The 24,673-nt window shown below is 74.1% G+C and carries 21 protein-coding genes; 12 read left to right on the top strand and 9 right to left on the bottom strand.

Annotated features, from left to right (window positions below; all coding sequences use genetic code 11):
• The first annotated feature begins 44 nt into the window (after positions 1 to 44).
• Together ACIQR3_RS11930 and ACIQR3_RS11925 are read left to right on the top strand one after the other, a co-directional pair.
• Positions 45 to 722, top strand: coding sequence for a maleylpyruvate isomerase family mycothiol-dependent enzyme (locus ACIQR3_RS11930; protein WP_403537501.1), 678 nt, complete (start codon positions 45 to 47; stop codon positions 720 to 722).
• A 113-nt stretch (positions 723 to 835) separates the two neighbouring features.
• Entirely contained in the window at positions 836 to 1,534 is a 699-nt protein-coding gene (locus ACIQR3_RS11925) for a copper homeostasis protein CutC (protein ID WP_403537499.1), read from the top strand.
• Positions 1,535 to 1,635: 101 nt separating this feature from the next.
• Here the strand turns inward: ACIQR3_RS11925 and ACIQR3_RS11920 are convergent, their stop codons facing one another.
• On the bottom strand, positions 1,636 to 3,678 hold the full coding sequence (locus tag ACIQR3_RS11920; RefSeq protein ID WP_403537804.1) for a HelD family protein: 2,043 nt from the start codon (positions 3,676 to 3,678) through the stop codon (positions 1,636 to 1,638).
• Positions 3,679 to 4,051: 373 nt separating this feature from the next.
• Between ACIQR3_RS11920 and ACIQR3_RS11915 the strand changes: the two genes are divergently transcribed.
• Positions 4,052 to 4,243 carry a hypothetical protein gene (locus ACIQR3_RS11915; protein WP_403537497.1) on the top strand — a complete coding sequence of 64 codons (192 nt, stop codon included), beginning with the start codon at positions 4,052 to 4,054 and terminating at the stop codon, positions 4,241 to 4,243.
• Between the two features lie 31 nt (positions 4,244 to 4,274).
• Here the strand turns inward: ACIQR3_RS11915 and ACIQR3_RS11910 are convergent, their stop codons facing one another.
• Positions 4,275 to 5,918 (bottom strand): DNA repair helicase XPB, encoded by a 1,644-nt coding sequence (locus ACIQR3_RS11910; RefSeq protein WP_403537495.1) that lies wholly within the window; start codon positions 5,916 to 5,918, stop codon positions 4,275 to 4,277.
• A gap of 251 nt (positions 5,919 to 6,169) precedes the next feature.
• Between ACIQR3_RS11910 and istB the strand changes: the two genes are divergently transcribed.
• Positions 6,170 to 7,420 carry an IS21-like element helper ATPase IstB gene (istB, locus tag ACIQR3_RS11905; RefSeq protein WP_403537802.1) on the top strand — a complete coding sequence of 417 codons (1,251 nt, stop codon included), beginning with the start codon at positions 6,170 to 6,172 and terminating at the stop codon, positions 7,418 to 7,420.
• On the opposite strand, the gene ACIQR3_RS11900 is transcribed toward istB, so the two are convergent.
• Both ACIQR3_RS11900 and ACIQR3_RS11895 read right to left on the bottom strand, forming a co-directional pair.
• The gene (locus ACIQR3_RS11900; RefSeq protein WP_403537493.1) at positions 7,398 to 7,631 is read right to left on the bottom strand and encodes a hypothetical protein; all 234 of its coding nucleotides are present in this window, start codon (positions 7,629 to 7,631) and stop codon (positions 7,398 to 7,400) included. The two genes, istB and ACIQR3_RS11900, sit on opposite strands and share 23 nt — an antisense overlap.
• A gap of 410 nt (positions 7,632 to 8,041) precedes the next feature.
• Positions 8,042 to 10,699 (bottom strand): helicase-associated domain-containing protein, encoded by a 2,658-nt coding sequence (locus ACIQR3_RS11895; protein ID WP_403537492.1) that lies wholly within the window; start codon positions 10,697 to 10,699, stop codon positions 8,042 to 8,044.
• Between the two features lie 173 nt (positions 10,700 to 10,872).
• Between ACIQR3_RS11895 and ACIQR3_RS11890 the strand changes: the two genes are divergently transcribed.
• Together ACIQR3_RS11890 and ACIQR3_RS11885 are read left to right on the top strand one after the other, a co-directional pair.
• Positions 10,873 to 11,973: a hypothetical protein gene (locus ACIQR3_RS11890; RefSeq protein ID WP_403537491.1), complete on the top strand. Its 1,101-nt coding sequence runs from the start codon at positions 10,873 to 10,875 to the stop codon at positions 11,971 to 11,973.
• Positions 11,974 to 11,999: 26 nt separating this feature from the next.
• The gene (locus ACIQR3_RS11885) at positions 12,000 to 12,641 is read left to right on the top strand and encodes an HAD family hydrolase (RefSeq protein WP_403537489.1); all 642 of its coding nucleotides are present in this window, start codon (positions 12,000 to 12,002) and stop codon (positions 12,639 to 12,641) included.
• Here ACIQR3_RS11885 and ACIQR3_RS11880 read toward each other — a convergent pair.
• Complete coding sequence (locus tag ACIQR3_RS11880) at positions 12,608 to 12,868, bottom strand: hypothetical protein (protein WP_403537487.1); 261 nt, start codon at positions 12,866 to 12,868, stop codon at positions 12,608 to 12,610. The genes ACIQR3_RS11885 and ACIQR3_RS11880 overlap by 34 nt on opposite strands.
• A gap of 150 nt (positions 12,869 to 13,018) precedes the next feature.
• On the opposite strand from ACIQR3_RS11880, the gene ACIQR3_RS11875 reads away from it, so the two are divergent.
• Positions 13,019 to 13,402, top strand: a complete 384-nt coding sequence (locus ACIQR3_RS11875; protein WP_215174546.1) for a cold-shock protein — start codon at positions 13,019 to 13,021, stop codon at positions 13,400 to 13,402.
• A 7-nt stretch (positions 13,403 to 13,409) separates the two neighbouring features.
• Here the strand turns inward: ACIQR3_RS11875 and ACIQR3_RS11870 are convergent, their stop codons facing one another.
• The 4 genes from ACIQR3_RS11870 to ACIQR3_RS11855 all read right to left on the bottom strand — a co-directional run bounded on the left by ACIQR3_RS11870 (position 13,410) and on the right by ACIQR3_RS11855 (position 17,038).
• On the bottom strand, positions 13,410 to 14,261 hold the full coding sequence (locus ACIQR3_RS11870; protein ID WP_403537485.1) for a 1,4-dihydroxy-6-naphthoate synthase: 852 nt from the start codon (positions 14,259 to 14,261) through the stop codon (positions 13,410 to 13,412).
• On the bottom strand, positions 14,251 to 15,033 hold the full coding sequence (locus ACIQR3_RS11865) for a futalosine hydrolase (RefSeq protein WP_403537483.1): 783 nt from the start codon (positions 15,031 to 15,033) through the stop codon (positions 14,251 to 14,253). Before ACIQR3_RS11865 ends, ACIQR3_RS11870 begins: the two co-directional genes overlap by 11 nt.
• Entirely contained in the window at positions 15,003 to 15,518 is a 516-nt protein-coding gene (locus ACIQR3_RS11860; RefSeq protein WP_403537481.1) for a DUF2771 domain-containing protein, read from the bottom strand. The genes ACIQR3_RS11865 and ACIQR3_RS11860 overlap by 31 nt, the downstream gene beginning before the upstream one ends.
• 125 nt (positions 15,519 to 15,643) lie before the next feature.
• Complete coding sequence (locus ACIQR3_RS11855; protein ID WP_403537480.1) at positions 15,644 to 17,038, bottom strand: MFS transporter; 1,395 nt, start codon at positions 17,036 to 17,038, stop codon at positions 15,644 to 15,646.
• 400 nt (positions 17,039 to 17,438) lie between these two features.
• Between ACIQR3_RS11855 and ACIQR3_RS11850 the strand changes: the two genes are divergently transcribed.
• The 5 genes from ACIQR3_RS11850 to ACIQR3_RS11830 all read left to right on the top strand — a co-directional run bounded on the left by ACIQR3_RS11850 (position 17,439) and on the right by ACIQR3_RS11830 (position 24,662).
• Positions 17,439 to 18,365 (top strand): DUF3027 domain-containing protein, encoded by a 927-nt coding sequence (locus ACIQR3_RS11850; protein WP_403537478.1) that lies wholly within the window; start codon positions 17,439 to 17,441, stop codon positions 18,363 to 18,365.
• A 252-nt stretch (positions 18,366 to 18,617) separates the two neighbouring features.
• Entirely contained in the window at positions 18,618 to 21,749 is a 3,132-nt protein-coding gene (locus ACIQR3_RS11845; protein ID WP_403537477.1) for a sacsin N-terminal ATP-binding-like domain-containing protein, read from the top strand.
• Positions 21,750 to 21,932: 183 nt separating this feature from the next.
• Positions 21,933 to 22,832 carry a hypothetical protein gene (locus tag ACIQR3_RS11840; RefSeq protein ID WP_403537473.1) on the top strand — a complete coding sequence of 300 codons (900 nt, stop codon included), beginning with the start codon at positions 21,933 to 21,935 and terminating at the stop codon, positions 22,830 to 22,832.
• Positions 22,833 to 22,846: 14 nt separating this feature from the next.
• Positions 22,847 to 23,617 carry a calcium-binding protein gene (locus ACIQR3_RS11835; protein WP_403537472.1) on the top strand — a complete coding sequence of 257 codons (771 nt, stop codon included), beginning with the start codon at positions 22,847 to 22,849 and terminating at the stop codon, positions 23,615 to 23,617.
• Between the two features lie 160 nt (positions 23,618 to 23,777).
• On the top strand, positions 23,778 to 24,662 hold the full coding sequence (locus ACIQR3_RS11830) for a hypothetical protein (protein WP_403537470.1): 885 nt from the start codon (positions 23,778 to 23,780) through the stop codon (positions 24,660 to 24,662).
• The last annotated feature ends 11 nt before the right edge of the window (positions 24,663 to 24,673 follow it).

Below are 24,673 nucleotides of genomic sequence, written 5' to 3'. Positions count from 1 at the left end.
ATTCTCCCGTGACCGGGCGCCGAAGCCCCCCTAGCGTTGACGTCATGACGACACCTGCTGACGTGCACGACGTACGCGACCCCGAGCTGCCCGGCCGGCTGCTGGCCGTCGAGCGGGACGCGCTGGTGCCGCTGCTGCGGTCCCGGGCCGACGAGGACTGGGGGCTGCCGGTGGCGGCGTGTCCCGGCTGGAGCGTGCGGGACGTGCTGGCGCACTGCTCGGCCGCGCTGGCCCGGGTGGTGGAGAACCGTTTCGAGGAGGGCGTCTTCTCGCCCGAGGCGAACGAGCGGGACATCGCGGAGCGGGCCGAGTGGCCGTCCGCCCGGATCGTCGACGAGCTGGAGCGCGGCATGACGGACGCCGGGCCGGTGATCGCGCGGGCCGGCGGGGCGCTGGACAAGATCGCGTTGGGGGAGTGGGTGCACGCGGGCGATGTGCGGGTCGCCCTCGGGGAGCCGGGGGCGTACGCCGGGCGCGGGCTGCCGCACGCCCTGGCGCTGCTCGCCTCGGTCACCGCCGCTGTCGGCCATGTGCCGCTCCACGCCGACCTGGACGACGCGGACGAACCGCTGAAGCTGGGGGAGGCGAGCGGCGCGCGCCCGCCGGGGCGTTTCATCGGCGACGCGGCGACCCTCGTACGGCTCTACGCGGGACGGCCGGTCGACGGCGCGGCCTACGAACTGGCCGGGGTGGAGGAGCGGGAACTGGTCATCTTCGGGTGAGGTGAGCCCGTGCGCCGGGGGCGCGCGGGCTCGGGACGCTAATCTGTCCGGTGATTGGACTAGACCTGTAGCCGCGCCGGTGGACGCCGGTGGACGCCGACGAATGGGGCCCCATGAGCAAGCGTGCAGTCCTGGAGGTGATCGCCCTCGACGTCGAGGACGCGGTCGCCGCCCGGGCCGGAGGCGCGGACCGCCTCGAACTGGTCACCGACATGGCGGCCGACGGACTCACCCCGTCGGCCGCGACCGTCGCCGCGGTCCGTGCCGCCGTCGACATCGACGTACGCGTGATGCTGCGGCTCGCGGACGGCTTCGCCGCCGGGTCCGCCGAGGACGTGGCGCGGCTGGTGCGGGTCGCGGGGGAGCTGCGGGAGGCGGGGGCCGACCAGTTCGTGCTGGGGTTCCTCGACGCGGACGGGGACGTGGACCTGGCGGCGGTGGAGCGGCTGGCGGCGGTCCTCGAAGGGTGCCGGTGGACGTTCCACCGCGCCATCGACCGGGCCGCCGACCGGGCCGCCCTGCGCAAGCGGCTCGCGGACTTCCCCGGCCTGGACACGTATCTGACGGCCGGGGCGGCCGGCGGGGTCGACGAGGGGCGGGACGTGCTGGTCGCCGAGGCGCGCCGGCAGGGCGAGCCCGGCTACGAGCAGCAGCTCCTGGTCGGGGGCGGGCTGCGGCTGGACCACGTGCCGCGGCTGCTGGACGCCGGGATCGACGGGTTCCACATCGGCGGGGCGGCCCGGCCCTCCGGGTGGGGCGGGCCGGTCTCGGCGGAGGCGGTCGCTCAGTGGCGGCGGGTGCTGGGGGACTGAGTGTGGGCTCCCGCGCGCCGGCGTCCGCGGGGGTGGGGGGCGCGGCCCGGCGCTCGCCGGGGGCCGCCGCGCCCACCCGTGCCGCCCCCGCTGCTACGCGGCTACGCCGCGAGTTGCTGCGGCAGCGGACCCGTATGCGTCACGATCAGCCCCGACACCGCCCGCGTGAGGCACACGTACAGCCGCCGCAGCCCCGTCCGCTCGTCCGGCTCCCCGTCCACCACCGCCCCCGGCTCGTCGAGGACCACGTAGTCGTACTCCAGGCCCTTGGCCAGCGAGGCCGGGACCAGGGTCAGCCGGGCGCCCTCCGTGGTCTCCTCGCCCGGCGCGAGGTGTCCGACGCCCGCCTCCGTCAGCTCCCGCGCCAGCCCGGGGACCCGGACGTCGGCGGCGATGAGCCCGACCGACCCCTCCCGGCGCAGCAGCTCGCGGCAGGCCGCTACCACGTCGGCCGTACCGCCGGCCGCCCGGACCTCGAAGAAGCCGGGGTTCTCCCGGACCGACGCCACCGGCGTCAGCCCCGGCGCGATGTGCGGCAGCAGCCGGGAGGCGTACGCGATCACGTCCGTCGGCACCCGGAAACCGGCCGTCAGCTCCTCCACCACCGCCCCCTCCTTGCCCAGGTGGGCCAGCGCCTCCCGCCAGCTCCGGGTCGCCCACGGCGTGGTGCCCTGCGCCAGGTCGCCGAGGACGGTCGCGGAACCGGTGGTGCAGCGCCGGCCCACCGCCCGGTACTGCATGGGGGAGAGGTCCTGCGCCTCGTCCAGGACGACGTGCCCGAGGGAGTGCGTGCGCTCGATCAGATCCGCCGCCTCGTCGATCAGCACCGCGTCCGCCGCCGACCACTTCGCGGTCTTCACCGACCGGGCCGGCTTCGCCCACAGCACCGCCTTCCGCTCGTCCTCCGTGAGCAGCCCCTCGGCGTGTTCGGCGAGGAACTCCGGCTCCGACAGCAGCCGCAGCACCAGCTTCGCCGGGTCCACGGCCGGCCACACCGCCTTCACGCACGCCTTGACCGCCGCGTTCCGCGCCACCGCGTTCTGCACCCGGTCGTCCGGGGCCTCGCCGGCCCGCTCCATCTGCACCAGCACGGCGTGCGCGATGCGCTGCGGCAGGGCCTCGCGGGCCGCCCCGTACCGGATGTCCCGGTCCAGCAACTCCCGTACCAGCTCCTCCACTTCGTACGCCGCCACCCGCCAGCGCCGCGAGCCGCGCACGACGACGACCGGCTCGACGGGCATCGAGACGTGCGAGTACAGCGCCCGGCGCAGCACCTCCGCCATCCGCGCGTCGCCCTTGACCACCGCCGTCGCCGCCTCGTCGGTGCCGCGCACCTCGACGTGGGCCACCAGGTCGTCGACGGTGGCCTGCCGGACGGTCAGCTCGCCGAGCGCGGGCAGCACCTGCTCGATGTAGTGCAGGAAGGACCTGTTCGGCCCGATGACGAGGGTGCCGGTGCGGGCGAGCCGCTCGCGGTGCGCGTACAGCAGGTACGCCACCCGGTGCAGGCCGACGGCGGTCTTCCCGGTGCCGGGACCGCCCTGCACGCAGACCGAGCCGGACAGCCCGGCGCGCACGATCTCGTCCTGCTCCGGCTGGATGGTGGCGACGATGTCCCGCATCGGACCCACGCGGGGCCGCTCGATCTCCCGCTGGAGCAGCTTGCTGGTGGCCGCCGCCTCGGCCGGGTCGGTCAGCCGCTCGTCCTCGTACGCGGTGATCTCGCCGCCGGTGTAACCGAACCGGCGGCGCAGTTCGACGTCCTTCGGGTCCTTCTTGGAGGCCTGGTAGAACGGCTGCGAGACGGGCGCCCGCCAGTCGATGACCATCGGGTCGCCGTCGGCGTCGTGGACGTGCCGCCGCCCGATGTAGAAGCGCTCCCCTTCCGCCCCCTCGGCCCGCTCCGCCCCCGGCGCGTGCGCGTAGTCGAGGCGGCCGAAGAACAGCGGGGTGTCGCTGAGGTCGGCCAGGGCCTTGACGCGGTCCTCGATCTGCCGTTCCAGGACGGCGGCGTTGACCCAGTTCGCGGTGACGTCGCTGATGTCGAGGGACTCGACGTCGGCCCGCATGGCGCGCAGGGCCGCACGGGACGCGGCCAGGTGGGCGCGCTCCCGGGCGAGGGGGCCGGACCCGGGGTCGGACAGGGGGTCGGACAGGGGGTCGGACGCGGGGTCGTCGTGGACGGGCGTGGACAAGGGGGTGCCTCCGGCGGACCTGGGGTGGTGGGTGCGGATGCCGGCCGGTTTCCGTCCGGACGGCGGCGCTCCGTGAGGGAGGCGGGAAGAGCGGAGATTGTAGAGGAGCGCTCAGGTCGGGAGCCAACGGATTTCCCGCCCCCAGGGGGACCGCCCCTGGGGGACCGCCCCTGAGAGAGACCCCCTGCGCCCCGGAGGGGCCGGGTCCTCCCGCAGACGGACGGGAGGAGGAGACGGGTGGGTCGCAGGGTGGAGGCGGCGGGCGGCGGGGTTCGGCCGGAGGACCGATGCCACCGGCGGCCCGCCACCGCACCATGGACACATGAGCGCAGCAACCCTCTCCCCGACGACAGTCCCGGCACCGGGCCGCACGTCCGCTGCCCCGCACCCGGCCGCCGTCCACCGCCTGACCTACGCCCTGCGCGCCGCCAGGACCTTCGCGGGCGCCGCCTTCGACGTCGTGATCCTCGGTGAGTACGACGACGAGGAGGCGGGCGTCCGCCGCCGGCGGTGAGCGCCGGCCTGCTCCGGGCGGCGCCCGCTGCTCAGTCCCCCGCCAGCAGCTCGTCCGCGTCCATGATCCGGTACGCGTATCCCTGTTCCGCCAGGAACCGCTGCCGGTGGGCGGCGAAGTCCTGGTCGAGGGTGTCGCGGGCGACCACCGAGTAGAAGTGCGCCTGGTGGCCGTCGGCCTTCGGGCGGAGCACCCGGCCCAGCCGCTGCGCCTCCTCCTGCCGCGACCCGAAGGTCCCCGACACCTGCACGGCGACCGTCGCCTCCGGCAGGTCGATGGAGAAGTTCGCGACCTTCGACACCACCAGCACGTTGATCTCGCCCTGCCGGAACGCCTCGAACAGCTTCTCCCGTTGCGCGTTCGACGTCTCGCCCTTGATCACCGGGGCGCCCAGGTGCTCGCCCAGCTCGTCCAGCTGGTCGATGTACTGCCCGATGACCAGGATCTGCTGCCCGGCGAACCGGCGCACGATCGCCTCGGTCACCTTCCGCTTGGTCGCGGTCGTCGCGCAGAAGCGGTACTTCTCCTCCGTCTCGGCGGTCGCGTACGCCAGCCGCTCGGACTCGGTCAGGTTGACCCGTACCTCCACGCAGTCGGCGGGCGCGATGTACCCCTGCGCCTCGATCTCCTTCCACGGGGCGTCGAACCGCTTCGGCCCGATCAGCGAGAACACGTCCGACTCGCGGCCGTCCTCGCGGACCAGGGTCGCGGTCAGGCCGAGGCGGCGCCGCGCCTGGAGGTCGGCGGTGAACTTGAAGACCGGCGCCGGCAGCAGGTGCACCTCGTCATAGACGATCAGCCCCCAGTCCCGGGAGTCGAACAGCTCCAGGTGCGGGTAGACACCCTTCCGCCGGGTCGTCAACACCTGGTACGTGGCGATGGTGACCGGCCGGATCTCCTTCTTCGTCCCGCTGTACTCGCCGATCTCGTCCTCGGTCAGACTCGTCCGCTTGACGAGTTCGTGCTTCCACTGCCGGGCGGAGACCGTGTTGGTGACCAGGATCAGCGTCGTCGACTTCGCCTGCGCCATCGAACCGGCGCCGACCAGCGTCTTCCCCGCGCCGCAGGGCAGCACCACGACCCCGCTGCCGCCGTGCCAGAAGTTCTCCACCGCCTGCTTCTGGTACGGGCGCAGCGCCCAGCCGTCCTCGGCCAGCTCGATCGGGTGCGCCTCGCCGTCGACGTACCCGGCGAGGTCCTCGGCGGGCCAGCCCAGCTTCAGCAGCGTCTGCTTGATCTGCCCGCGCTCGGAGGGGTGCACGGCGACCGTGTCGGGGTCGATGCGGTTGCCGACCAGCGGGGCGATCCGCTTCGACTTCAGCACCTCCTCCAGGACCGGCCGGTCGGTGGTGGTCAGCACCAGCCCGTGCGCCGGGTGCTTGGACAGGGTGAGGCGCCCGTAGCGGTCCATCGTCTCGGCGATGTCGACGAGCAGCGCGTGCGGCACCGGGTAGCGGCTGTACTCGACGAGCGCGTCGACGACCTGCTCGGCGTCGTGGCCCGCCGCCCGCGCGTTCCACAGGCCCAGCGGCGTCACCCGGTAGGTGTGGATGTGCTCCGGCGCCCGCTCCAGCTCGGCGAAGGGGGCGATGGCACGACGGCAGTCGCCGGCCAGCTCGTGGTCGACTTCCAGGAGCAGCGTCTTGTCGGACTGGACGATGAGTGGACCATTCACGGGCGGCACCCTTTCGCGCGCGTACGGCCGACGGCGACTGGACGGATCGGCCAAACGTCCAGTGTGCCTGATCGGCCCGGGTGCGCGAGGGGCCGGTGGGCCCGGGCGGAGAGGGCGGCCACGGGTTCACGGGGCCGGGCGGGCGTCCCGTCCTACTGAATGTCTTTTCATTCCAACGTGTGGTGTGAATTCCCCTTCCCCCGGACGGCCCAGGAAAATAGGCGACCGTGCCCCCTGTGCAGAACACCCCGATGCCGACGCTCGGCTACGCCCTTTTCGCCACCCGCTGGCTACAGGCTCCCCTGTATTTCGGCCTGGTCGCCGCGCAGGGCGTGTACGTCTACAAGTTCTTCAACGAACTGTGGGCCTTACTCCTTCGCTGCGTGAGCGGGCAGGCCAGCGAGACCTACGTCATGCTCGCCGTGCTCAAGCTGGTCGACGTCGTCATGATCGCCAATCTGCTGATCATGGTCATCGTCGGCGGTTACGAGACCTTCGTCTCGCGTATCGGCCTCCAGGGCCACCGGGATCAGCCGGAATGGCTGTCGCACGTCAATTCCAATGTGCTGAAGGTGAAACTGGCCACCGCCATCGTGGGCATTTCCTCCGTCCACCTGCTCCAGATGTTCGTGGACGTCCACCACACCTCCCGGCACGCGCTGCTGTGGGGCACGGTCATCCACATGGCGTTCATCGTCTCGGCGGCGATCCTGGCGTACATGTCGGGCCCGATGGCCCGGCAGGCGGAACGCGCGCACCTGACCGAACGGCGACAGGAGCGGCCCCCGGCGGACATGCCGTCGCCCGACACACACCTCGCCCAGGTCTCCGCGCCCCCGGCTCCCGCCCTCGTCTCCGCCCCCACCCCCTTCCCGGCCCAGCGGCAGGCCGCCGAGGTGCCGCCCGCGCGGGCGGCGGCCGGGGCCGAGGACCGGATCGGGGAGGCCGGCTTCCCGGGGCGCAAGCTGCTGGAGGACTTCGACGAGAGCCACCCCCTCGCCTTCGACCGGGAGACCGTGGCCCGGCTCGGCAAACTGGACTTCGTCACCGCCCGGCAGAACGTGGTGTTCGCCGGCCCGCCCGGCACCGGCAAGACGCACCTGGCCGTCGGGCTCGGGGTGCGCGCCTGCCAGGCCGGGCACCGGGTGCTGTTCGCGACCGCCGCCGAGTGGGCCGCCCGGCTCACCGAGGCCCGCACGGCAGGCCGGCTCACCGAGGAACTGACCGCCCTCGACGCCTACCCCGTGCTGATCGTCGACGAGGTCGGCTACACCCCCTTCGACCCGGCGACCACGTCCCTCTTCTTCCGGCTCGTCGCCCACCGCTACGAACACGGCTCGCTGATCGTGACCGGGGACCGTCCGCCCGCCCGCTGGGACGAGGTCTTCGGCGGCCCGTCCGTCCCGGCGATGGTGGACCGCCTGGTCCACCACGCCGAGCTGGTGCGCCTCGAAGGGGAGAGCTACCGCACCCGCCGCGCTACCGCAGCGTGGGCAGAGTGATGGTGTTCACCAGCGGCCCCTCCACGGAGATCAGCTCACCGTTGGCCAGCGTCCGGCCGCCCGAGCCCGCCAGCGGGAGCGGCAGGGCGGCGGCCTCGGGGACCAGCGCGGCGATCAGCGCGGCGGCGGTGACCAGGGCGGAGAGGGAGACGGCGACGGCGGAACGGACGGAGACGGTGGAACGGACGGAGACGGGGAGCTTGGAACCCATGGACTTCCGGCCTTTCACGGGAGCGGACGGGGTCGAGTACGGAGCGCGGTGAGCGGGCCGGCCCAGGGGTTGGGGCCGGCCCGCGGAGGGAGGGACGGGACGGGTCAGAGGGTGAGACCGCCGCCCAGATCGATACCGACCGCGGCGGCCTCGGCGGCGAACGCGGTGAGGAGCGCGGCGGTGGTGGTCAGGACGGCGGCGATACGACGAACGGCACCCATCGGGACTTCCTTTCGGTCTGGTTCAGGACACCCGGTGGCTGCCCGAGCCGGAACCGCCCGATGCGGTTTATGAAAAAAGCTCCCTCCGGGGTGGGAAAACCCCGGCGTGGCGCGCATGAACCGCCGCGTACGCCCGAAAGTGCGCAGCTGGACGGGGCCGGGCGCCCGGCCCCGTAAAACGGGAGGGAGTCATCCCGCGTCGTCGGCGAGTTCGGCGACCCCCGTGATCCGGTGCAGCGCGAAGGTGCGGACCTCGTCCGCGGTGTGGTCGTACGCCGTCACGAACCCGCCCTCCACCCGTACCGGGGCGATCACCCGCTGGCTGGCGGCGCCCTCGGCGTTCACGTACCCGATCCACACCGCCTCGCCGGTCAGCACGGCCGCCTGCACGGTGGCCAGCGTCTCGGCGGAACCGGTACGGGGCGGCTCCCCGCCCGCCGGCGTCGTACCGGCGTCCGGCTTGCGCGGCGCGGTGGCGGCCAGGTCACCGGCCCGGATGGCCCGGATCGCGGCCGTCAGCAGCGCGTCGTCCGGCACCGGCGGGCCCTCCGGGACCGGCTCGGGCGCCGTGCGCGGCGGGGTGCGGCGGGCGTCGGCGCGGGCGATCAGCACATCGCCCCCGGCGGACTCGGCGGCCGGCGCGAACCCCATCGCGCGCAGCCCCTCCAGCAGCCCCGCCGGGTCGGTCCGCGCGGCCAGCACGGTCGGCGCCAGGCGCCGCAGCCCGAGGTTCGCGGCCCGTTTGTCGGCGAGGATCTCGTCCAGCGTCGCGTCGTCGTCGCAGCGGACGTACGCGGAGGCCGCCCCGACCCGCAGCCGCCCGTGCCGGCGGGCCACGTCGTCGATCAGGTACGTCAGCGGCTGCGGCACCGGCGTACGGGAGTACCGGGCGAGGAAGGAGTGCAGGTCGGCGGCGGTCCGGCCGGAGTCCAGGGCCCGGCGTACCGAACCGGGCGTGAACCGGTAGACGGTCGCCCCGCCCTTGGACTCGACGTCCGCGACCACGTCGAGCAGTTCGGCGAGCGGCCGTTGCAGCGGGCCGGGCGCCACCGCCGTCAGGTCGGCCTGGAGCAGGACGTGGTCCAGCGGCTCCGGCAGCAGCGGCGCGAGCACCCGGGCGGCGGCGGCCGTCGCGGCGGCCTGCTCGGTGGGCGGCAGCGGCTCGGACGGGGGCGGCGTGCGGTGCCGGAGGTGGTGGAGGTGGTGGAGGTGGTGGACGGGAAGCTTGTCACCGGGCCCGCCGGCACCGCGCTCCTCGGCACGCGACGGCGACTGCGACTGCGACGGCGACGGCGACTGCGACGGCGAGTGCGGCTGCGGCTGCGGCTCGGGAGCGGGCGCTCCGATCAGCGCCCGCCCCGGCCCCGCCAGCGCCCCCCGCCCGGTCACCCCCAGCAGCTCCGCCTCGGCCAGCGTCCACCGGGCGAGCCGGGCCCGCAGGTCCTCCGTGGAACCCTCGGTCCGATCGGCCCGTTCGTCCCGCCGCGGCCCCCGCAGCGGACGCTCCCAGCGCAGCCGGGCCAGCACCGACTCCGGGTCCGGCGCGGCCCCCTCGGGCAACTGGGCCAGCAGCGCCAGCACCCGGTGCCGTACCTCCGGCGCCGCCGACCGGTCGAGCCCCGCGCCCAGCGCCGACAGGGCGCGGTCCTTGGCGTCCCGGCTGCCGACCAGGCCGCTGGTGCGGGTCGCGAGCAGCCACGCCTCGGCCAGCCGCGCCCAGCGCTCGGCCGGAGGCAGCTCCCGCCACTCGTCGTACGCCGGGGTCGCCGCGTACCGCTCGTCGGCCTCGCCGTCGGAGGCCAGCAGCCCGGCCGCGTAGGCCAGTTCGATCCAGAAGGCGGCGACCGGCTCGGGGACGTCCAGGGCGACCGCCGTCCGCTTCAGGTCGCGCACGCTCAGCCCGCCCGCCCGCAGCACGGCCGGGCCGCCCTCGTCCCAGTCCTTCAGCAGTTCCTCGACGGTGGCGAGCGCCCCCAGCGCCTGCCCGGCGGCGGCGCCGTCCACCACCTGCGGGCGGTACGTCGCCGCGGCCGTCACCGCCGGCGGCAGCGGCTCGGGCGTCCGGTGCGCCCGCCCGGACCGCAGCCGCAGGGCGACCTCGCGGGGCAGCACGACGGTGCCCGGCGCGGCCGGCAGCAGCAGACCCCGGTCGAGGAGCCAGCGCAGATGGGGCGCCGGGTCATGGGTGACCTGCCCGTACGGCGGCCCCCACACCAGCCGCTCCAGCACCTGGACCGAGTCCGCCGGGGCACCGGCGAGCAGCGCCGCCATCCCGTCCCGGTCGGTGAACAGCCCGGTCAGCGCGTCCACCGCGGAGACCGGATCGTGCGTCGAGGGCAGCCCCACGGCGCCGAGGATCTCCTGCAGCCGCCCCGGCGACATCCCCGCCGCGGCCTCCCGCACCGTCGGCCCCAGACCGGTCGGTGACGGATGCTGCGGCGAGGGCACCAGCAGCTCCCGGGCGGTCCGTACCAGCCGCAGCCGGTCGTCGCCGCCCCACACCAGTGCCTGCTCCCGGAGCACCTCCAGCGCGTGCGGCAGCGCGGCGGTGACGTCCGGGTCGCCGTCGTCCCCGGCCATCAGCCCGGACAGTTCCTCGTACGTCGCCGGATCGGCCGCCACGGCCAGCGCCTCGGCCGTCTGCAGCGTGAACCGGTCCAGCCGCTCCAGCGCCCGCACCACCGAGGCACGGGTGCCCGCCCGGGTGGCGAGCTGGGTGAGGTCGGTGGGGACGGGGGTGACGAGGTCGGGGCGGCTGCGCAGGAGGGCGGCCAGGGAGACGTCGTCCCTGCCGCGAAGGGCCTCCGCGAGGGACCGGGGCGGAGCGGGCTTCTCCTCGGTGCTCATCCGCCCCACGGTAGCGGGTCGCCCCCGGCCCACCGAGCCGTTCCCGGACGCCCGCCCGGGGCGCGTCCCGTCCTGTTCCCGGTGGTTTCGCCGCCGGTGGGGGCGATTTCGCACCGCGACAACGGGTACGGTCGACCGACGGGGTATCACCAACGCACCGCCCCGGAGGGGTTGTGGGGATCGAGAGCGACCAGGTCGTCTACGAGTATCTGAGCCGCGTCGGGGACGTGGCTCAGCAGCAGCAGTTGCCGTCGGCCACGCGCATGCGGCTCGTCGCCGAACTGCGCAACGAGATCGACAAGCGCCGGTCCCGGACCGTCGTCGACTCCCCGGCGGCCGTCCGCCGCATCCTGGACCGGCTCGGCAGCCCCGACGAGGTGGTCGAGGCGGCCGGCGGCGACCACCGGACCGCGTCCTGGGAGCCGCCGCCCGCCGTGCCCGTCCAGCCGGACGGCGAGACCCCGCGCGAGGAGCGCCCCAGGGAGCGCCTCAAGCGGAGCCCCAAGCAGAGCCCCAAGCAGAGCGCCAGGCGGAACCCCGAGCAGAGCCCCGAGCAGGTCCCCAAGGAGCGCCCGAAGGGTCTGCGCCGGGTGGTCCCGCGCCCCCGCCCGGCCGCCCCGCCGCCCGCCCCCGCCGAGGCGCCCACCCCGCCGCACCTGGCCCAAGCCCACGAGCTGGGCGACCCCACTGCCCCGCGGCCCGACTGGTGGCGGACGGAGAGCGGCCCGTTCGGCGGCGGCGACAGCGTGCCCGGGTTCGTCGGCGGCATCGAGATCCCGGACCTGCTCAAGCCCCCGCCGCCCCGGGAGCGGCCGGCGGCGGCACCGGAGAAGACCGAGGCGCGGGCCACGGAGACGCCCGAGGGACGCCGGGCGTGGTGGCCCCGCAAGGGCGGCGGCGCGGAGCCGGCCGCCGGACGCCGCCGCCTCTTCCCCGAGGGCAGCCGCCCCAACCCCCTCCTCCTGCTCGCCGCCGCCCTCCTCCTCGTCGGCGCGGTCCTCGGCAACCTGCTGCCGCTGGCCCTCGGCTGGGTCCTCGCGTTCCTCTCCCGCCGCCTCACCCCGGCCCAGGCCAAGTGGGCGGTGCTGGGCCTGCCCGGCCTGGTGGCGGCGGCCGGGGTCGTCTGGCTCTGGGGCCGCACGGAGGGCCGCTGGGGCGACCCGATCGCCGAGGGCCACATGAACGAGGCCCTCACCCAGACCTGGCCGTGGGTCCTCAGGGGAGCGGCCCTCGCCTCGGCGGCGTACCTGTTCTGGAGAGCCCGCCGTACGTAGAGGGCCGCGCCGGGCCTCCCACCACAATGGACCCCATGACGACTACTCCCACCGTCGGCTTCGACCTCGACATGACGCTGATCGACTCCCGCCCCGGCATCCACGCCTGCTACCTGGAACTCTCGGCGAGAACCGGCACCCACGTCGACGCCGACCTCGCGGTCACCCGCCTCGGCCCGCCCCTGGAGCAGGAGCTGGCCCACTGGTTCCCGGCGGAGCGGATCGCGGCCACCGCCGACCTCTACCGCTCGCTGTACCCGGAGCACGCCATCGCCGCCACCCCCGCCCTGGCCGGCGCGGCGGAGGCGATCGCGGCCGTACGGCGGGCCGGCGGGCGGGCGATCGTCGTCACCGCCAAGTACGAGCCCAACGCCAAGCTCCACCTGGACCACCTCGGCATAGAACCGGACGCGGTCATCGGCGACCTGTGGGCGGAGCAGAAGGCCGTCGCGCTGCGCGAGCACGGCGCCGACGTCTACGTGGGCGACCACCTCGGGGACATCCGGGGCGCCCGCGCCGCCGACGCGTACTCCGTCGCCGTCGCCACCGGCCCGTACACCGTCGACGAACTCCGCGCGGCCGGCGCCGACACCGTACTGGCCGACCTCACGGAGTTCCCGGCCTGGCTGGACTCCTACCGGGAGGGCTCCGCCGCGGCCCGCGCCTGACGCCGCCCCGCCGCGATCGACCGGAGCACCCCCGCCCCGGCGATCAGGAAGCCGAGCCCCATGAACATGCTCAGTCCGAACATGTACGTGGGGAACGGCGTCGTGCCCAGGAACAGCGGGGCCACCGTGATCATCGTGGCCACGGTGCCGATGAAGAAGACGATCGCACCGGCACGGATCAGCCGGTCGCCCGGCGCGGCGGAATTCGTTTGGGTTTGTTCACGCACTCGACCAGGGTAGTTCCCGACCCGAGGGAACGTCCGGGGGACGTCTTGTCACCGGACCGAAGACCATTAGCCTGGGTACCGGCGGGTCCCATGACCCGCCCGAGTGCTATCAAGAGCAGTTTTCCGACGAGTACGAGGACGAGGACAGACGTGCCTACCGGCAAAGTCAAGTGGTTCAACACCGAGAAGGGCTTCGGCTTTCTCTCCCGTGACGACGGCGGTGACGTCTTCGTCCATTCCTCGGTCCTCCCCGCCGGAGTCGAGACCCTGAAGCCGGGCCAGCGCGTCGAGTTCGGCGTGGTCGCCGGCCAGCGCGGTGACCAGGCGCTGTCCCTGACGCTGCTCGACCCGGCCCCGTCCGTCGCGGCGGCCCAGCGCAAGAAGCCCGACGAACTGGCCTCCATCGTCCAGGACCTGACGACGCTCCTGGAGAACATCACGCCGATGCTGGAGCGCGGCCGCTACCCCGAGAAGACGGCCGGCAAGAAGATCGCCGGCCTGCTGCGGGCGGTCGCGGACCAGCTCGACGTATAGAACCCGGTCAGGGGAAGGCGAGCGCGTCGGGGCCGAGGGCCGGTACCAGTCCCTCGGCCGCCGCGCGGGTCAGCAGCCCGCGGATCGCCGCGTAGCCGTCCTCGCCGAGGTCGGCGGTGAACTCGTTGACGTAGAGCCCGATGTGCTGGTCGGCGACGGCCGGGTCCATCTCCTGGGCGTGCGCCATGACGTACGGGCGGGAGACCTCGGGGTCGTCCCAGGCCGCGCGGACGGACGCACGGACCGCGTCGGCCAGCCCGGTCAGGACCTCGGCGCCCAGGGACCGCTTGGCGATGATCGCGCCGAGCGGGATCGGCAGCCCGGTCGTCGCCTCCCAGTGCTCGCCCATGTCGGCCAGCTTGTGCAGCCCGTAGTTCTGGTACGTGAAGCGCGCCTCGTGGATGACGAGGCCCGCGTCGACCTTCCCGTCCCGCACGGCCGGCATGATCTCGTGGAACGGCATGACGACGATCTCGCCGACCCCGCCGGGCACGGTGTCCGCGGCCCAGAGGCGGAAGAGGAGATACGCCGTCGACTTCTCGCTGGGCACGGCGACCGTCCTGCCGCGCAGGTCGGTGCCGGCCTCGCGGGTCAGCACCAGCGGGCCGCAGCCCCGGCCCAGCGCGCCGCCGCAGGGCAGCAGGGCGTACTCGTCGAGGACGTACGGCAGCACGGCGTACGACACCTTCAGCACGTCGTACTCGCCGCGCTCGGCCATGCCGTTGGTGAGGTCGATGTCGGCGAAGGTGACGTCGAGGGCGGGGGCGCCGGGGACGCGGCCGTGCGCCAGGGCGTCGAAGACGAAGGTGTCGTTGGGGCAGGGGGAGTAGGCGATCCGCACGCTGCTGTCACTGGTCATGGGGGTCACGGGGGTCATGGGGGTCACGGGGGTCATGGGGGTTCCAACTCTCCAGGGCGGGGGTGAGCTTCCCGAAGGCGTCCGTCAGGACCGCCAGCGCGTCGCCGATGCGCCAGGCGGCGCGGTCGCGGGGGCCGACGGGGTTGGAGACCGCGCGCAGTTCCAGCACGGGTGTGCCGTGCGCGGCGGCGGCCTCCGCGACGCCGAAGCCCTCCATGGCCTCGGCGAGGGCCCGGGGGTGGCGGGCGCGCAGCGCGTCCGCACGGGCGGCGGTGCCGGTGACCGTGGAGCCGGTCAGGACGGTGCCGGGGCGGGCGCCGGTCGCGGCGGCGACCGTACGGACCAGATCGGGCGGCGGGCGGTGGGTGACCGTGCCGAAGCCGAGGTCGGTGACGGGCAGGAAGCCGTCGGCGGTCTCGGCGCCCAGGTCGGCGGCGGTGATCTCGTCGGCGACGACGAGGGAGCCGACCGGCGCGTGCGGGGCGAAGCCGCCGGCGATGCCGGCCGAGACGACCAGGGCGTAGGGGCGGCCCGCCAGGGCGGCGGCGGTCAGCGCGGCGGCGGTGGAGGCGGCGGCGAGGGCGGGGCCGACGCCGGCCGCGAGCAGGTCCCAGTGGCCCAGCCGGTGCGGGGTGGCGCCCGGCAGGGGCGTCTCCCGGACCGGACCGGGAAACGCCCGGGCCACCGCGTCCCGTTCGGCGGGGACCGCGGTGGCCACCAGGATGCGTACGGCGGACGTGGTCAGTCGTCCTTCTTCAGCTCGAAGGCCCACACGCCGGTGAACGTCTGGCCGCCCTCCTTGCCGTTGCCGGCCACGACGGCGACCTTGGTGGAGTCGCCCTGCGCGCCGTACTGGGCGTTGAAGAACACGCTGCCCGGGACCGTGCGGTAGGTCTTCTTGCTGTCGTCGGTCAGCGGCTGACCGTTCATCAGGATCGTCCAGCGCTTGTCGGCGATCTCCGGGTCCACCCCGAAGCGCACCGTCTCGTCCGGGTCCACCGTGATCGTCTCGATGTCCTCGGACTGGAGGCACTTGGTCAGGTCGGCGGTCTTCAGGGCTTCGTCGCCCTCGCCGCCACAGGTGGCCTCGGAACTGATCGAGTCGCTGCCGACGGTGATGGTCGACAGCGGCGTCGGCTTGTCGCAGGCCGACAGGACGAGCAGTCCGGCGGATACGGCGCCGGCGGCGGCGACGGCACGGCGGCGTCGCACAGCGCGGTGTCCGAGAGCGGCTGCGCCGCGGGGCAACGTGGTCATGGGCGAAGGTTATCGGGCCCTTATCACCAGCCGCCCACCTGGGTACGGCGTGCCGCTCCCGCCGGTACGGCATGCCGGCCCCGCCGGTACGGCGTGCCGCTCCCGCCGGGTACGACCTGCCGCGCTCACGCCACCCTCGACCGCCGGCCCCCGTACCGGGCCGAGCCGACCAGGCCCCGTACGGTGCCCAGCCAGCCGGCGGCGACGATCACGGCGCCCACCGCCAGGCCGAGGGTGCCGTTGAGCGGCAGGGCGATGCCGACCGCGCCGCCCACCACCCAGGCCATCTGGAGCAGCGTCTCGGCGCGGGCGAACGCGGAGGTGCGCACCAGCTCCGGCACGTCCCGCTGGATCAGCGCGTCCAGGGACAGCTTGGCCAGCGCCTGCGCGAACCCGGCGACCGCCGCCAGACACGCCACCAGCACCGCGCCGAAGAACACGGCGGCCACCGCCGCCGCGGCCAGCACACCCGCCAGGACCGTCACGATGATGATCTCCGGCGCGCGGGAGCGCAGCCAGGCCCCCACCGCCGTACCCAGCGCGTTGCCGGCGCCCGCCGCGACGCCGACGATGCCCAGCGACACCGCCGCGCTCTGGCCGGTCATCGGATGCTCGCGCAGCAGGAACGCCAGGAAGAAGATCAGGAAGCCGCTCAGGCAGCGGACGGCGGCGTTGGCGGCCAGCGCGTGGGTGACGGCGGCGCCGACCGTGCGCAGCCCGGGGCGCTTGACCGGCCGCCGGTGCGGGCCGTGCAGGTGGGCGCTGTCCGCGGCGAGCAGCGCGGTGGCCTCGCCCTTGGCCGAGTCGACCTTCCGGGGCAGCGTGAAGGAGAGGACGGTGCCCGCGGCGAAGATGACGAAGGCGCCGTACAGCGGCCAGCGCGGGCCGATCTGCTGGAGGCCGGCGCCGATGGGGGCGGCGACGCCGGTGGCGAGCAGGCCGCCGAGGGTGACCCGGGAGTTCGCCTTCACCAGCGAGAAGGCGGGCGGCAGCAGCCGGGGCACGACGGCGCTCCTGACCACGCCGTACGCCTTGGAGGCGACCAGCACGCCGAGCGCCGCCGGGTACAGCTCGATGCCGCCGCTGATCACCGCGCCCGACAGCACCAGGGCGAGCAGCGCGCGGGCCGCCATCGCGGTGGCCATCGCCGCCCGCCGGCCGTGCGGGACGCGGTCCAGGAGCGGGCCGATCACCGGGGCGAGGAGGGTGAAGGGGGCCATGGTGATGGCGAGGTAGAGGGCGACCCGGCCCCGGGCCTCGTCGGTCGGCACCGAGAAGAACACGGTGGAGGCGAGGGCGACGGTGATCATGACGTCGCCGGCGCCGTTCACGCCGTGCAGCTCGATCAGCTTGCCCAGCCCCGACTCGCCCGCGCCGTGCGCGTGCGTCACCCGCCGGATGCCCCGGGCCGGGCCGGTCACCGGCAGGTGCAGCGCGCGCCCGACCGCGCGGAAACGCCCGGGACCGCGTCCCCGGGCCCCGTCCTTCAGGTCCGTCCGTTCCGTGCGTGCGGCTGCCACCCCGTCATAGTGCCCCGCGAGACGGGGGAGTAGAGCTGTCATCGGGCGGATGGAGCTGATCGGGTCGGGCGAGGCGGGGCCGGGCGGCGGGTGTGCGGTGGGTGCATGGCGGGTGCGTGGCTGGTGCGTGGCGGGTGTGCGGTGGACGGGCGGCGGGCGGGAAACTCCCGCCGGTGTCCCCCGTCGGTGTAGGCCCAGCGAAGCTGAGCAGGTAGCGTGCGTAGCGCGTCGTGGCGAACGTTCTCGGCCGCGCGCCTCACAGTCATCCCGCAGAATGGATGACGTAGGTGCGCCCGAGCGCGTCGGGCGCGGACGTCGACGCGGTCCCCGGGTCCGCTCCGTCCGTCCCCCGCCGGCAGTGGCGCACCCGTGAGACGGCGTATGGAGAGAAGCGATACCTGTGAGCGCAGCGACAACGCGAAGCCGCACCCCTGACCGCCTGTGCGCCGAGGCCGTCGACCTCGCCAGGGCGGCGGCCGAGGAGGCCGCGGCGCCCGGCGTGGTCGGCGAACACGTCGGGCTGGTCGCGGAGGGCGACCGCGTTGTCACGCACTACTTCGCGTGCATGGAGCTCGGGTACCGCGGCTGGCGCTGGGCGGTGACGGTCGCGCGGGCCTCCCGCGCCAAGATCGTGACGGTGGACGAGGCGGCGCTGCTGCCCGGCCCGGACGCCGTCCTCGCCCCCGAGTGGGTGCCGTGGAGCGAGCGGCTGCGCCCCGGCGACATGGGACCCGGCGACCTGCTGCCCACCGACGCGGAGGACCTGCGCCTGGAGCCGGGCTGGTCCGGCGAGGACGAGCCGCCGCCGAACTCCGTCGTCTCCGAGCAGATGGCCGCGCTGGCGGAGGCGGAGGACGCCGAGGTCACCGGCGGTTCCCCGGCCGAGCAGGCGGTCACCCCGCCGCGCGGCACGATCGCGGCGGTCGCCGACGAGCTGGGGCTGCGGCGGGCGCGGGTGCTGTCGCGCTACGGGCTGCACACCGCCGCCGACCGCTGGGAGGAGGCGTTCGGCCCGAAGACGCCGATGGCGCAGGCGGCGCCCGCGGCCTGCGTGTCCTGCGGGTTCCTGCTGCGGATCGGCGGCTCGCTCGGCCAGGCGTTCGGGGTCTGCGCGAACGAGTTCTCGCCGGCGGACGGACGGGTGGTGTCGCTGGCGTACGGGTGCGGCGGGCACTCCGAGGCCGCGGTCATGCCGAAGCCGCCGCAGCCGGCCGCGCCGGTGATCGACGAGACGCGGGTGGACCCGTTCCCGCTGCGGCCGACGGCCGACGCCGGGTCGGTGCCGGTCGCCGAGGACGTGGCGTCGGCGGATCTGGGGCATTCGTAGCGGCGGATCCGGGGCATCCCCGGCGCGGGCCTGCGCCATCGGACCGGCGTCGTCCTCAACGGCCTCGTCCTCGAACGCCGGACGGGCTGGAGAGCGCCGGCCGGCGTCGAAAGGGGCCCGTCCGCGTCGAAGGGTGACCGCCGGGGTCCCGGGGCACCCGTCCGCGCTCAAGGGTGACGCCCCGCATCGGCGGGTGATCCGCGCGGTACCTTCGGACTCACGTCGTTGAGGGCCCCATGAGGAGAGATGAACGTGAGCAAGTTCGTGCGGCCCGCTGCCGAGGGCGCGGACCCGTTCGGTACGGCACGGCTGCGGCGCGGGGTGCTGGACGCCTGGGCGGCGAGCCCGGCCCGGTTCCGGGAGGACGCCAACGCCGAGGAGGACCTCGTCCTCGGCGGCTACCGGGACCGCCTCGTCGTGGAGCTCGCGCAGAACGCCGCCGACGCCGCAGCCCGCGCCGGGGTGCCGGGCCGGCTGCGGCTCACCCTGCGGGACGGCGTGCTGGTCGCCGCCAACACCGGCGCCCCGCTGGACGCGGCCGGCGTCGAGTCGCTGTCCACCCTGCGCGCCTCCGCCAAGCGGGACACCACCGAGGGCGCCGTGGGCCGCTTCGGCGTCGGCTTCGCGGCCGTACTGGCCGTCACCGACGAGCCCGCCGTCGTCGGCCGGCACGGCGGGGTGCGCTGGTCGCTGGCCGAGTCCCGGGAGCTGGCCGCCGACGTCGCCCGGCACAGCCCCGGCCTCGGCGACGAGATCCGCCGCCGGGACGGCCACGTACCGCTGCTGCGGCTGCCGCTGCCCGCCGAGGGCACCGCCCCCGACCCGTACGACACGGTCGTCATCCTGCCGCTGCGCGACACCGCCGCCGCCGATCTCGCCGAGCGGCTGCTGGACGCCGTGGACGACGCGCTGCTGCTGGCCCTGCCCGGTCTGGAGGAGGTCGTCGTCGAGCGGGCGGACGAGGACGTCGTGCGCACCCTGCGCCGCCGCCGCGACGGTGACGTGACCGTCGTCGAGGACTCGCGCGAGGGCGTCACCCGCTGGCGCACCGCCACCGCGCACGGCCCGCTCACCCCCGACCTGCTCGCCGACCGCCCGGTCGAGGAACGGCTGCGCCCGCACTGGTCGGTGACGTGGGCCGTGCCCGTGGACGACGAGGGCGCCCCCGTCCGGCCGCGCACCAGCCCCGTGCTGCACGCGCCCACCCCCAGCGACGAGCCCCTCGGCGTCCCCGCCCTGCTCATCGCGTCGTTCCCGCTGGACTCCACCCGCCGGCACGCGGCGCCCGGTCCGCTCACCGACTTCCTGGTGCAGCGCGCGGCGGACGCCTACGCCGGTCTGCTCGCCGACTGGACCCCGGTCACCGCCGGGATCATCGGCCTGGTCCCCGGCGCGCTGGGCAAGGGCGAGCTGGACGGCACCCTGCGGCAGGCGGTCCTCGACCGGCTGCCGCGCACCGCCTTCCTGCCGCCCGCCGCCGTGCCGGGCGAGGACGACGACCCCGAACTGCCCCGCTCGCTGCGGCCCCGGGACGCCGAGGTGGTCGAGGGGGCCGGCGCGGACACCGTACGGGTGCTGGCGGAGGTGCTGCCGACCCTGCTGCCCGCAGGGCTTGAGCGGCGCGTCGAGCTGCGCACGCTGGGCGTGGCCCGGCTGCCGCTGACCGACGCCATCGACCGGCTGGCCGGTCTGGAGAAGGAACCCGGCTGGTGGCGGCGGCTCTACGACAGCCTGGCCGGGGTCGATCCCGACCGGCTCTCCGGGCTGCCGGTGCCGCTCGCGGACCGCCGTACGGTGATCGGGCCGCGGCAGGTGCTGCTGCCCACGCCGGACGCCGCCGCCCTGGACCCGGAGGTGCTCGCCCGGCTCGGACTGAAGGTCGCCCACCCGGACGCCGCCCACCCCCTGCTGGAGAAGCTCGGCGCGCTGCCGGCCTCCCCGCGCGCGGTGCTCACCACCCCGCAGGTGCGGGCCGCCGTCGCCGCCTCCCTGGACGACGACTCCGCGGCCGACTGGGAGGAGGACGCCCTCGACGCCGAGGAACTGGCCGACACCGTCCTGGGCCTGGTCCGCGACGCCGGTCTGGAGCCCGGCGACGAGCCGTGGCTCGGCGCCCTCGCGCTGCCCGACGAGGACGGCGAGCTGTCCCCGGCCGGTGAACTGGTCTTCCCCGGCGGGCCGTTCGCCCGCGTCATGCGGGAGGACGAGGTCGCGGCGGTGGACGCGGAACTCGCGGACCGGTGGGGCCCGGAGCCGCTGGCCGCCTGCGGGGTGCTCGTCGGCTTCGCCCTCGTCCGCGCCACCGACGTCGTCCTCGACCCGGACGAACTGGAGCCCAGGGAAGGCGACTTCGCCGAACCCGACGACGCCGGTCTGCTGGACGCCGTCGACGTGTGGTGCGAGGACATCCTCGACCGCTTCCCCGACACGCCCGTCCCGCCGGTCGCCACCGAGATCGTCGCCGTGCGCGACCTGGACCTGGTCGACGACGACAAGTGGCCCGAGGCGCTCGCCCTCCTCTCCCGGCCGCCGCTGCGCGACGCCCTCGTCCAGCCGGTGCGGATGCTGCTGCCCGACGGCACCCACGAGACCGTACGGCCGTACACGGCGTGGTGGCTGCGCGGGCACCCGGTGCTCGGCGGGCGGCGCCCGGCCGGGCTGCGCGCGGCGGGCGGCGACCCGCTGCTGCGCGGCCTGTACGACGAGGCCGACGCCACCGGCTTCGACGACGAGCAGGTGCTGCGGGCGCTCGGCGTACGGACGTCCGTCGCCGCGCTGCTCGACGAGCCGGGCGGCGCGGCCGAGCTGCTGGACCGCCTCGCCGACCCGGAACGGCCCGTCACCGCCGCCCAGCTGCACGGCCTCTACGGTGCGCTGGCCGACCTCGACCCCGACCAGGTGACCCTGCCGGACGAGGTGCGCGCGGTCGTCGACGGCGAGGTGCGGGTGGTGGACGCCGCCGACGCGGTGGTCGTCGACTCGCCCGACCTGCTGCCGTTCACCGGCGGTGTGCCGCTGCTGCCGGTGCGGCCGGCCCGCGCCGCCGAGCTGGCCGAGCTGTTCCAGGTACGGCGGCTGAGCGAGTCCATCACCGGCCGCGTCGACTCCGAGGGCACCGAGCACGACGTACCGGAGCCGGTGCGGGTGCTGCTCGGCGCCCGGACCCCCGCCTCCTACGTCGAGCACGAGGAACTCGTCGTGGACGGCGTGGAGATCGACTGGCGGCTCACCGACGACGGCGTGCTGCACGCGGCCACGCTGGAGGGGGTCGCCGCCGGGCTCGCCTGGGCGGCGGGGCAGTGGCCGCGCCGCTTCGAGGTGGCCGCGCTCCTGGAGGACCCGTCCCGCACGGAGGAACTGGCCCGGGACCGCTGGTTCGACTGACCGGCCGACGGCCGGCACCAGGGCGTACGGGGACACATTTTCTTCATCTCCGTACAACCATTCGTTTCCCTGGTTGATCTGATCACGCGAGTCAACAGACTCCACGATCACTTGGGCCCCGGCGTGACACGAGCCGTTGGGGGGCGACGACCGCCGGGGCCCCCTTTCCCACTTGGGGATCGCATGCGTATGCGCGCCACCGTGGCCGCCGTCTCCGGCGCCCTGGCCCTGTCCGCCTTCGCCGCCGTGCCGGCCGCGCAGGCCGACGACCCGTCGTACCGCGAGTCGGCGGCGTCGGCCTTCGCCGCCCACCACGACCCGTCCGCCTCCGCGTCCTCGTCCTCCTCCGCCCGGTCGTACGGCATCACCGCCGCGGCCGACGGGACCATGGACGTCTCGTTCTCCAACTTCAAGATCGCCAAGGCGGTCAAGGTGGGGACGACCAACCACGTCTCCACCACGGTCACCTACAAGCTGACCCACGGCACCGGTGTGGACATCCACGCCGCCGACTTCGCCACCGGCCCGTACATCTACAAGGGCTCCTTCGACACCCCGGTCAACATGCTGTTCGGTGTCTACGCGGCGACCTGCACCGACACGTCGGCGACCACCGCCACCTGCAAGGGCGACATCGACGTCTACCCGTACGACGGCGAGCTGCTCAACTCCGACGCCGGCACCTGGAAGGGCGGCGCGCTCGCCCTCGACTACACCACCAGCGACTACGCCGACCAGGGCGGCCTCGGCAGCACGCTGGTGCAGCGCTACTCCAAGCTGACGGTCAACGCCTCGCCGGAGCCGGTCAAGAAGGGCAAGACCCTCACGGTCACCGGCAAGCTCTCCCGCGCCAACTGGGAGGACAACAAGTACCACGGCTACACCGGCCAGTCCGTGAAGCTCCAGTACCGCAAGAAGTCCTCCAGCACGTACACCACCGTCAAGACGATCAAGACGAACTCGACGGGCAACCTGAAGACCACCGTCAAGGCGTCGGCCGACGGCTACTACCGCTTCGCCTTCGCGGGCACCTCGACGACCCCGGCGGTCAACGCCGCGGGTGACTTCGTCGACGTGAAGTGACAAGGACACAGCAGATGAGCACTCGTTCCCTCGGGGCCGCCCTCGTCGGTGCCCTGGCCCTGTCGGCCCTCGCCGTCCCGGCCGCGCAGGCCGCGTCCGCGCAGGACGTCGTGGTGGGCGACACCACCATCACCAAGGTCGTCGTCGACGGCGACAACAAGGTGTCGGTCGGCACCTCGGCCGCCAAGACCATCAAGGTCAGCGTGACCGCCAAGGACGACTCCGGCATCGCGGGCGCCGAGACGTTCTCGCTGTCGGGCCCGGACTACGGCTTCCTGACGACCGGCAAGCCGACCTGCACGAAGGTCAGCTCGACCACGTCCACCTGCTCCGCCTCGGTGAAGGTGGACCCGAAGGTCGACTACCTCAGCAACGCCAACGCGGGCACCTGGTACGTGGACGCGATGATCAACGCGAAGGACGACGACTTCGCCTGGGAGGAGAAGGCCGGCTCCTTCAAGTTCCAGCGCGCCTCGAAGCTGACGGCCAATGCCACGCCCGAGCCGGTGAAGAAGGGCAAGACCCTCACCGTCACCGGCAAGCTGTCCCGGGCCAACTGGGAGACGCTCGAGTACGCGGGGTACAGCGGCCAGTCCGTGAAGCTCCAGTACCGCAAGAAGTCCTCCAGCGCGTACACCACCGTCAAGACGATCAAGTCCAGCTCGACGGGCACGCTGAAGACCACCGTCAAGGCCACGGCGGACGGCTACTACCGCTTCGCCTTCGCGGGAACCTCGACGACCCCGGCGGTCAACGCCACGGGTGACTACGTCGACGTGAAGTAACTCGCCTTCCGGCACCGGCAGTTCACCTTCTGGACGCCAGGGTGAACTGCCGGTGTCGTCTGCACCAAGGCTTCACAGGGCGTACAACCAGTCACTCCCGCCACGGATCAGACCATGCGAGTCACCAGACTCCACTGTCACCCTGTGGGGGATCCAACACATGCGTATACGTGCCACCGTGGCCGCCGTCACCGGCGCCCTGGCTCTCTCCGCCCTCGTCGTGCCGGCCGTCGCACAGGCCGCCGACGACACCCGGCCGTCCTTCGGGGCGACCGTCGGCGACACCACCGCCGACCTCAAGGCCGGCCTGAAGGCCGACGCGTCCGCCGCCCGCAGCGGCGCCTCCGTGAAGGCCGCCGCAGCGCTCGACGTCACCGTCTCCGGCGTGACGGTCAACAACAACAAGGACGTCGTCGTCGGTACGACCGGCAGCTACACCGTGCCGCTCACGTACACCCTGAACCACACCGGCGACCTGGGCGCCTACGGCACCGCAGCGATGATCTACCACGGCACCTCGGTCGAGGACGCCACCTGGGGCTTCGCCTCCGACGACGCGGCCGCCTGCACCGAGGTCTCCTCGACCGCGCTGAAGTGCTCGACCACCGTCACCTTCCTGCCGGACGAGCTGATCAACACGGACGCCGGCACCTGGCGCGTCGGCGTCGTCGTGGTCACCGAGGACGACGAGAAGCTCCTGGAGAACGTGGGCACCCGCAAGGTCCTGCGCACCTCCAAGGTGACCGTCAACGCCGCCCCGGAGCCGGTCAAGAAGGGCGCCACCCTCACCATCACCGGCAAGCTCACCCGCGCCGACTGGGACACCAGCAAGTACGTCGGCTACGGCAGCCAGTCCGTGGTCCTCCAGTACCGCGCGAAGAGTTCCAGCACCTACACCAACGTCAAGGGCATCAAGTCCACCTCCACCGGAGCCCTGAAGACGACCGTCAAGGCCTCGGCGGACGGCTACTACCGCTTCGTCTTCAACGGCTCCCCGACCGGCGGCAAGGCCACCGCCACCGGTGACTACATCGACGTGCAGTAACCCTTTCCTCC

Origin of the sequence: Streptomyces sp. NPDC090994, from assembly GCF_044768905.1 — a bacterium.
Classification (GTDB): Bacteria; Actinomycetota; Actinomycetes; order Streptomycetales; family Streptomycetaceae; genus Streptomyces.
Note: the sequence above shows the minus strand (reverse complement) of the source record. Positions and strands in the feature narration are given on the sequence as shown.

Bases quoted from the DNA above. Each gene is read 5' to 3' on its own strand.
- ACIQR3_RS11930 (WP_403537501.1), top strand. From the start codon at position 45: ATGACGACACCTGCTGACGTGCACGACGTACGCGACCCCGAGCTGCCC.
- ACIQR3_RS11925 (WP_403537499.1), top strand. From the start codon at position 836: ATGAGCAAGCGTGCAGTCCTGGAGGTGATCGCCCTCGACGTCGAGGAC.
- ACIQR3_RS11895 (WP_403537492.1), bottom strand. From the start codon at position 10,699: ATGAGCACCGAGGAGAAGCCCGCTCCGCCCCGGTCCCTCGCGGAGGCC.
- ACIQR3_RS11915 (WP_403537497.1), top strand. From the start codon at position 4,052: ATGAGCGCAGCAACCCTCTCCCCGACGACAGTCCCGGCACCGGGCCGC.
- ACIQR3_RS11830 (WP_403537470.1), top strand. From the start codon at position 23,778: ATGCGTATACGTGCCACCGTGGCCGCCGTCACCGGCGCCCTGGCTCTC.
- ACIQR3_RS11900 (WP_403537493.1), bottom strand. From the start codon at position 7,631: ATGGGTTCCAAGCTCCCCGTCTCCGTCCGTTCCACCGTCTCCGTCCGT.
- istB (WP_403537802.1), top strand. From the start codon at position 6,170: ATGCCGACGCTCGGCTACGCCCTTTTCGCCACCCGCTGGCTACAGGCT.
- ACIQR3_RS11840 (WP_403537473.1), top strand. From the start codon at position 21,933: ATGCGTATGCGCGCCACCGTGGCCGCCGTCTCCGGCGCCCTGGCCCTG.
- ACIQR3_RS11885 (WP_403537489.1), top strand. From the start codon at position 12,000: ATGGACCCCATGACGACTACTCCCACCGTCGGCTTCGACCTCGACATG.
- ACIQR3_RS11860 (WP_403537481.1), bottom strand. From the start codon at position 15,518: ATGACCACGTTGCCCCGCGGCGCAGCCGCTCTCGGACACCGCGCTGTG.
- ACIQR3_RS11835 (WP_403537472.1), top strand. From the start codon at position 22,847: ATGAGCACTCGTTCCCTCGGGGCCGCCCTCGTCGGTGCCCTGGCCCTG.
- ACIQR3_RS11870 (WP_403537485.1), bottom strand. From the start codon at position 14,261: ATGACCAGTGACAGCAGCGTGCGGATCGCCTACTCCCCCTGCCCCAAC.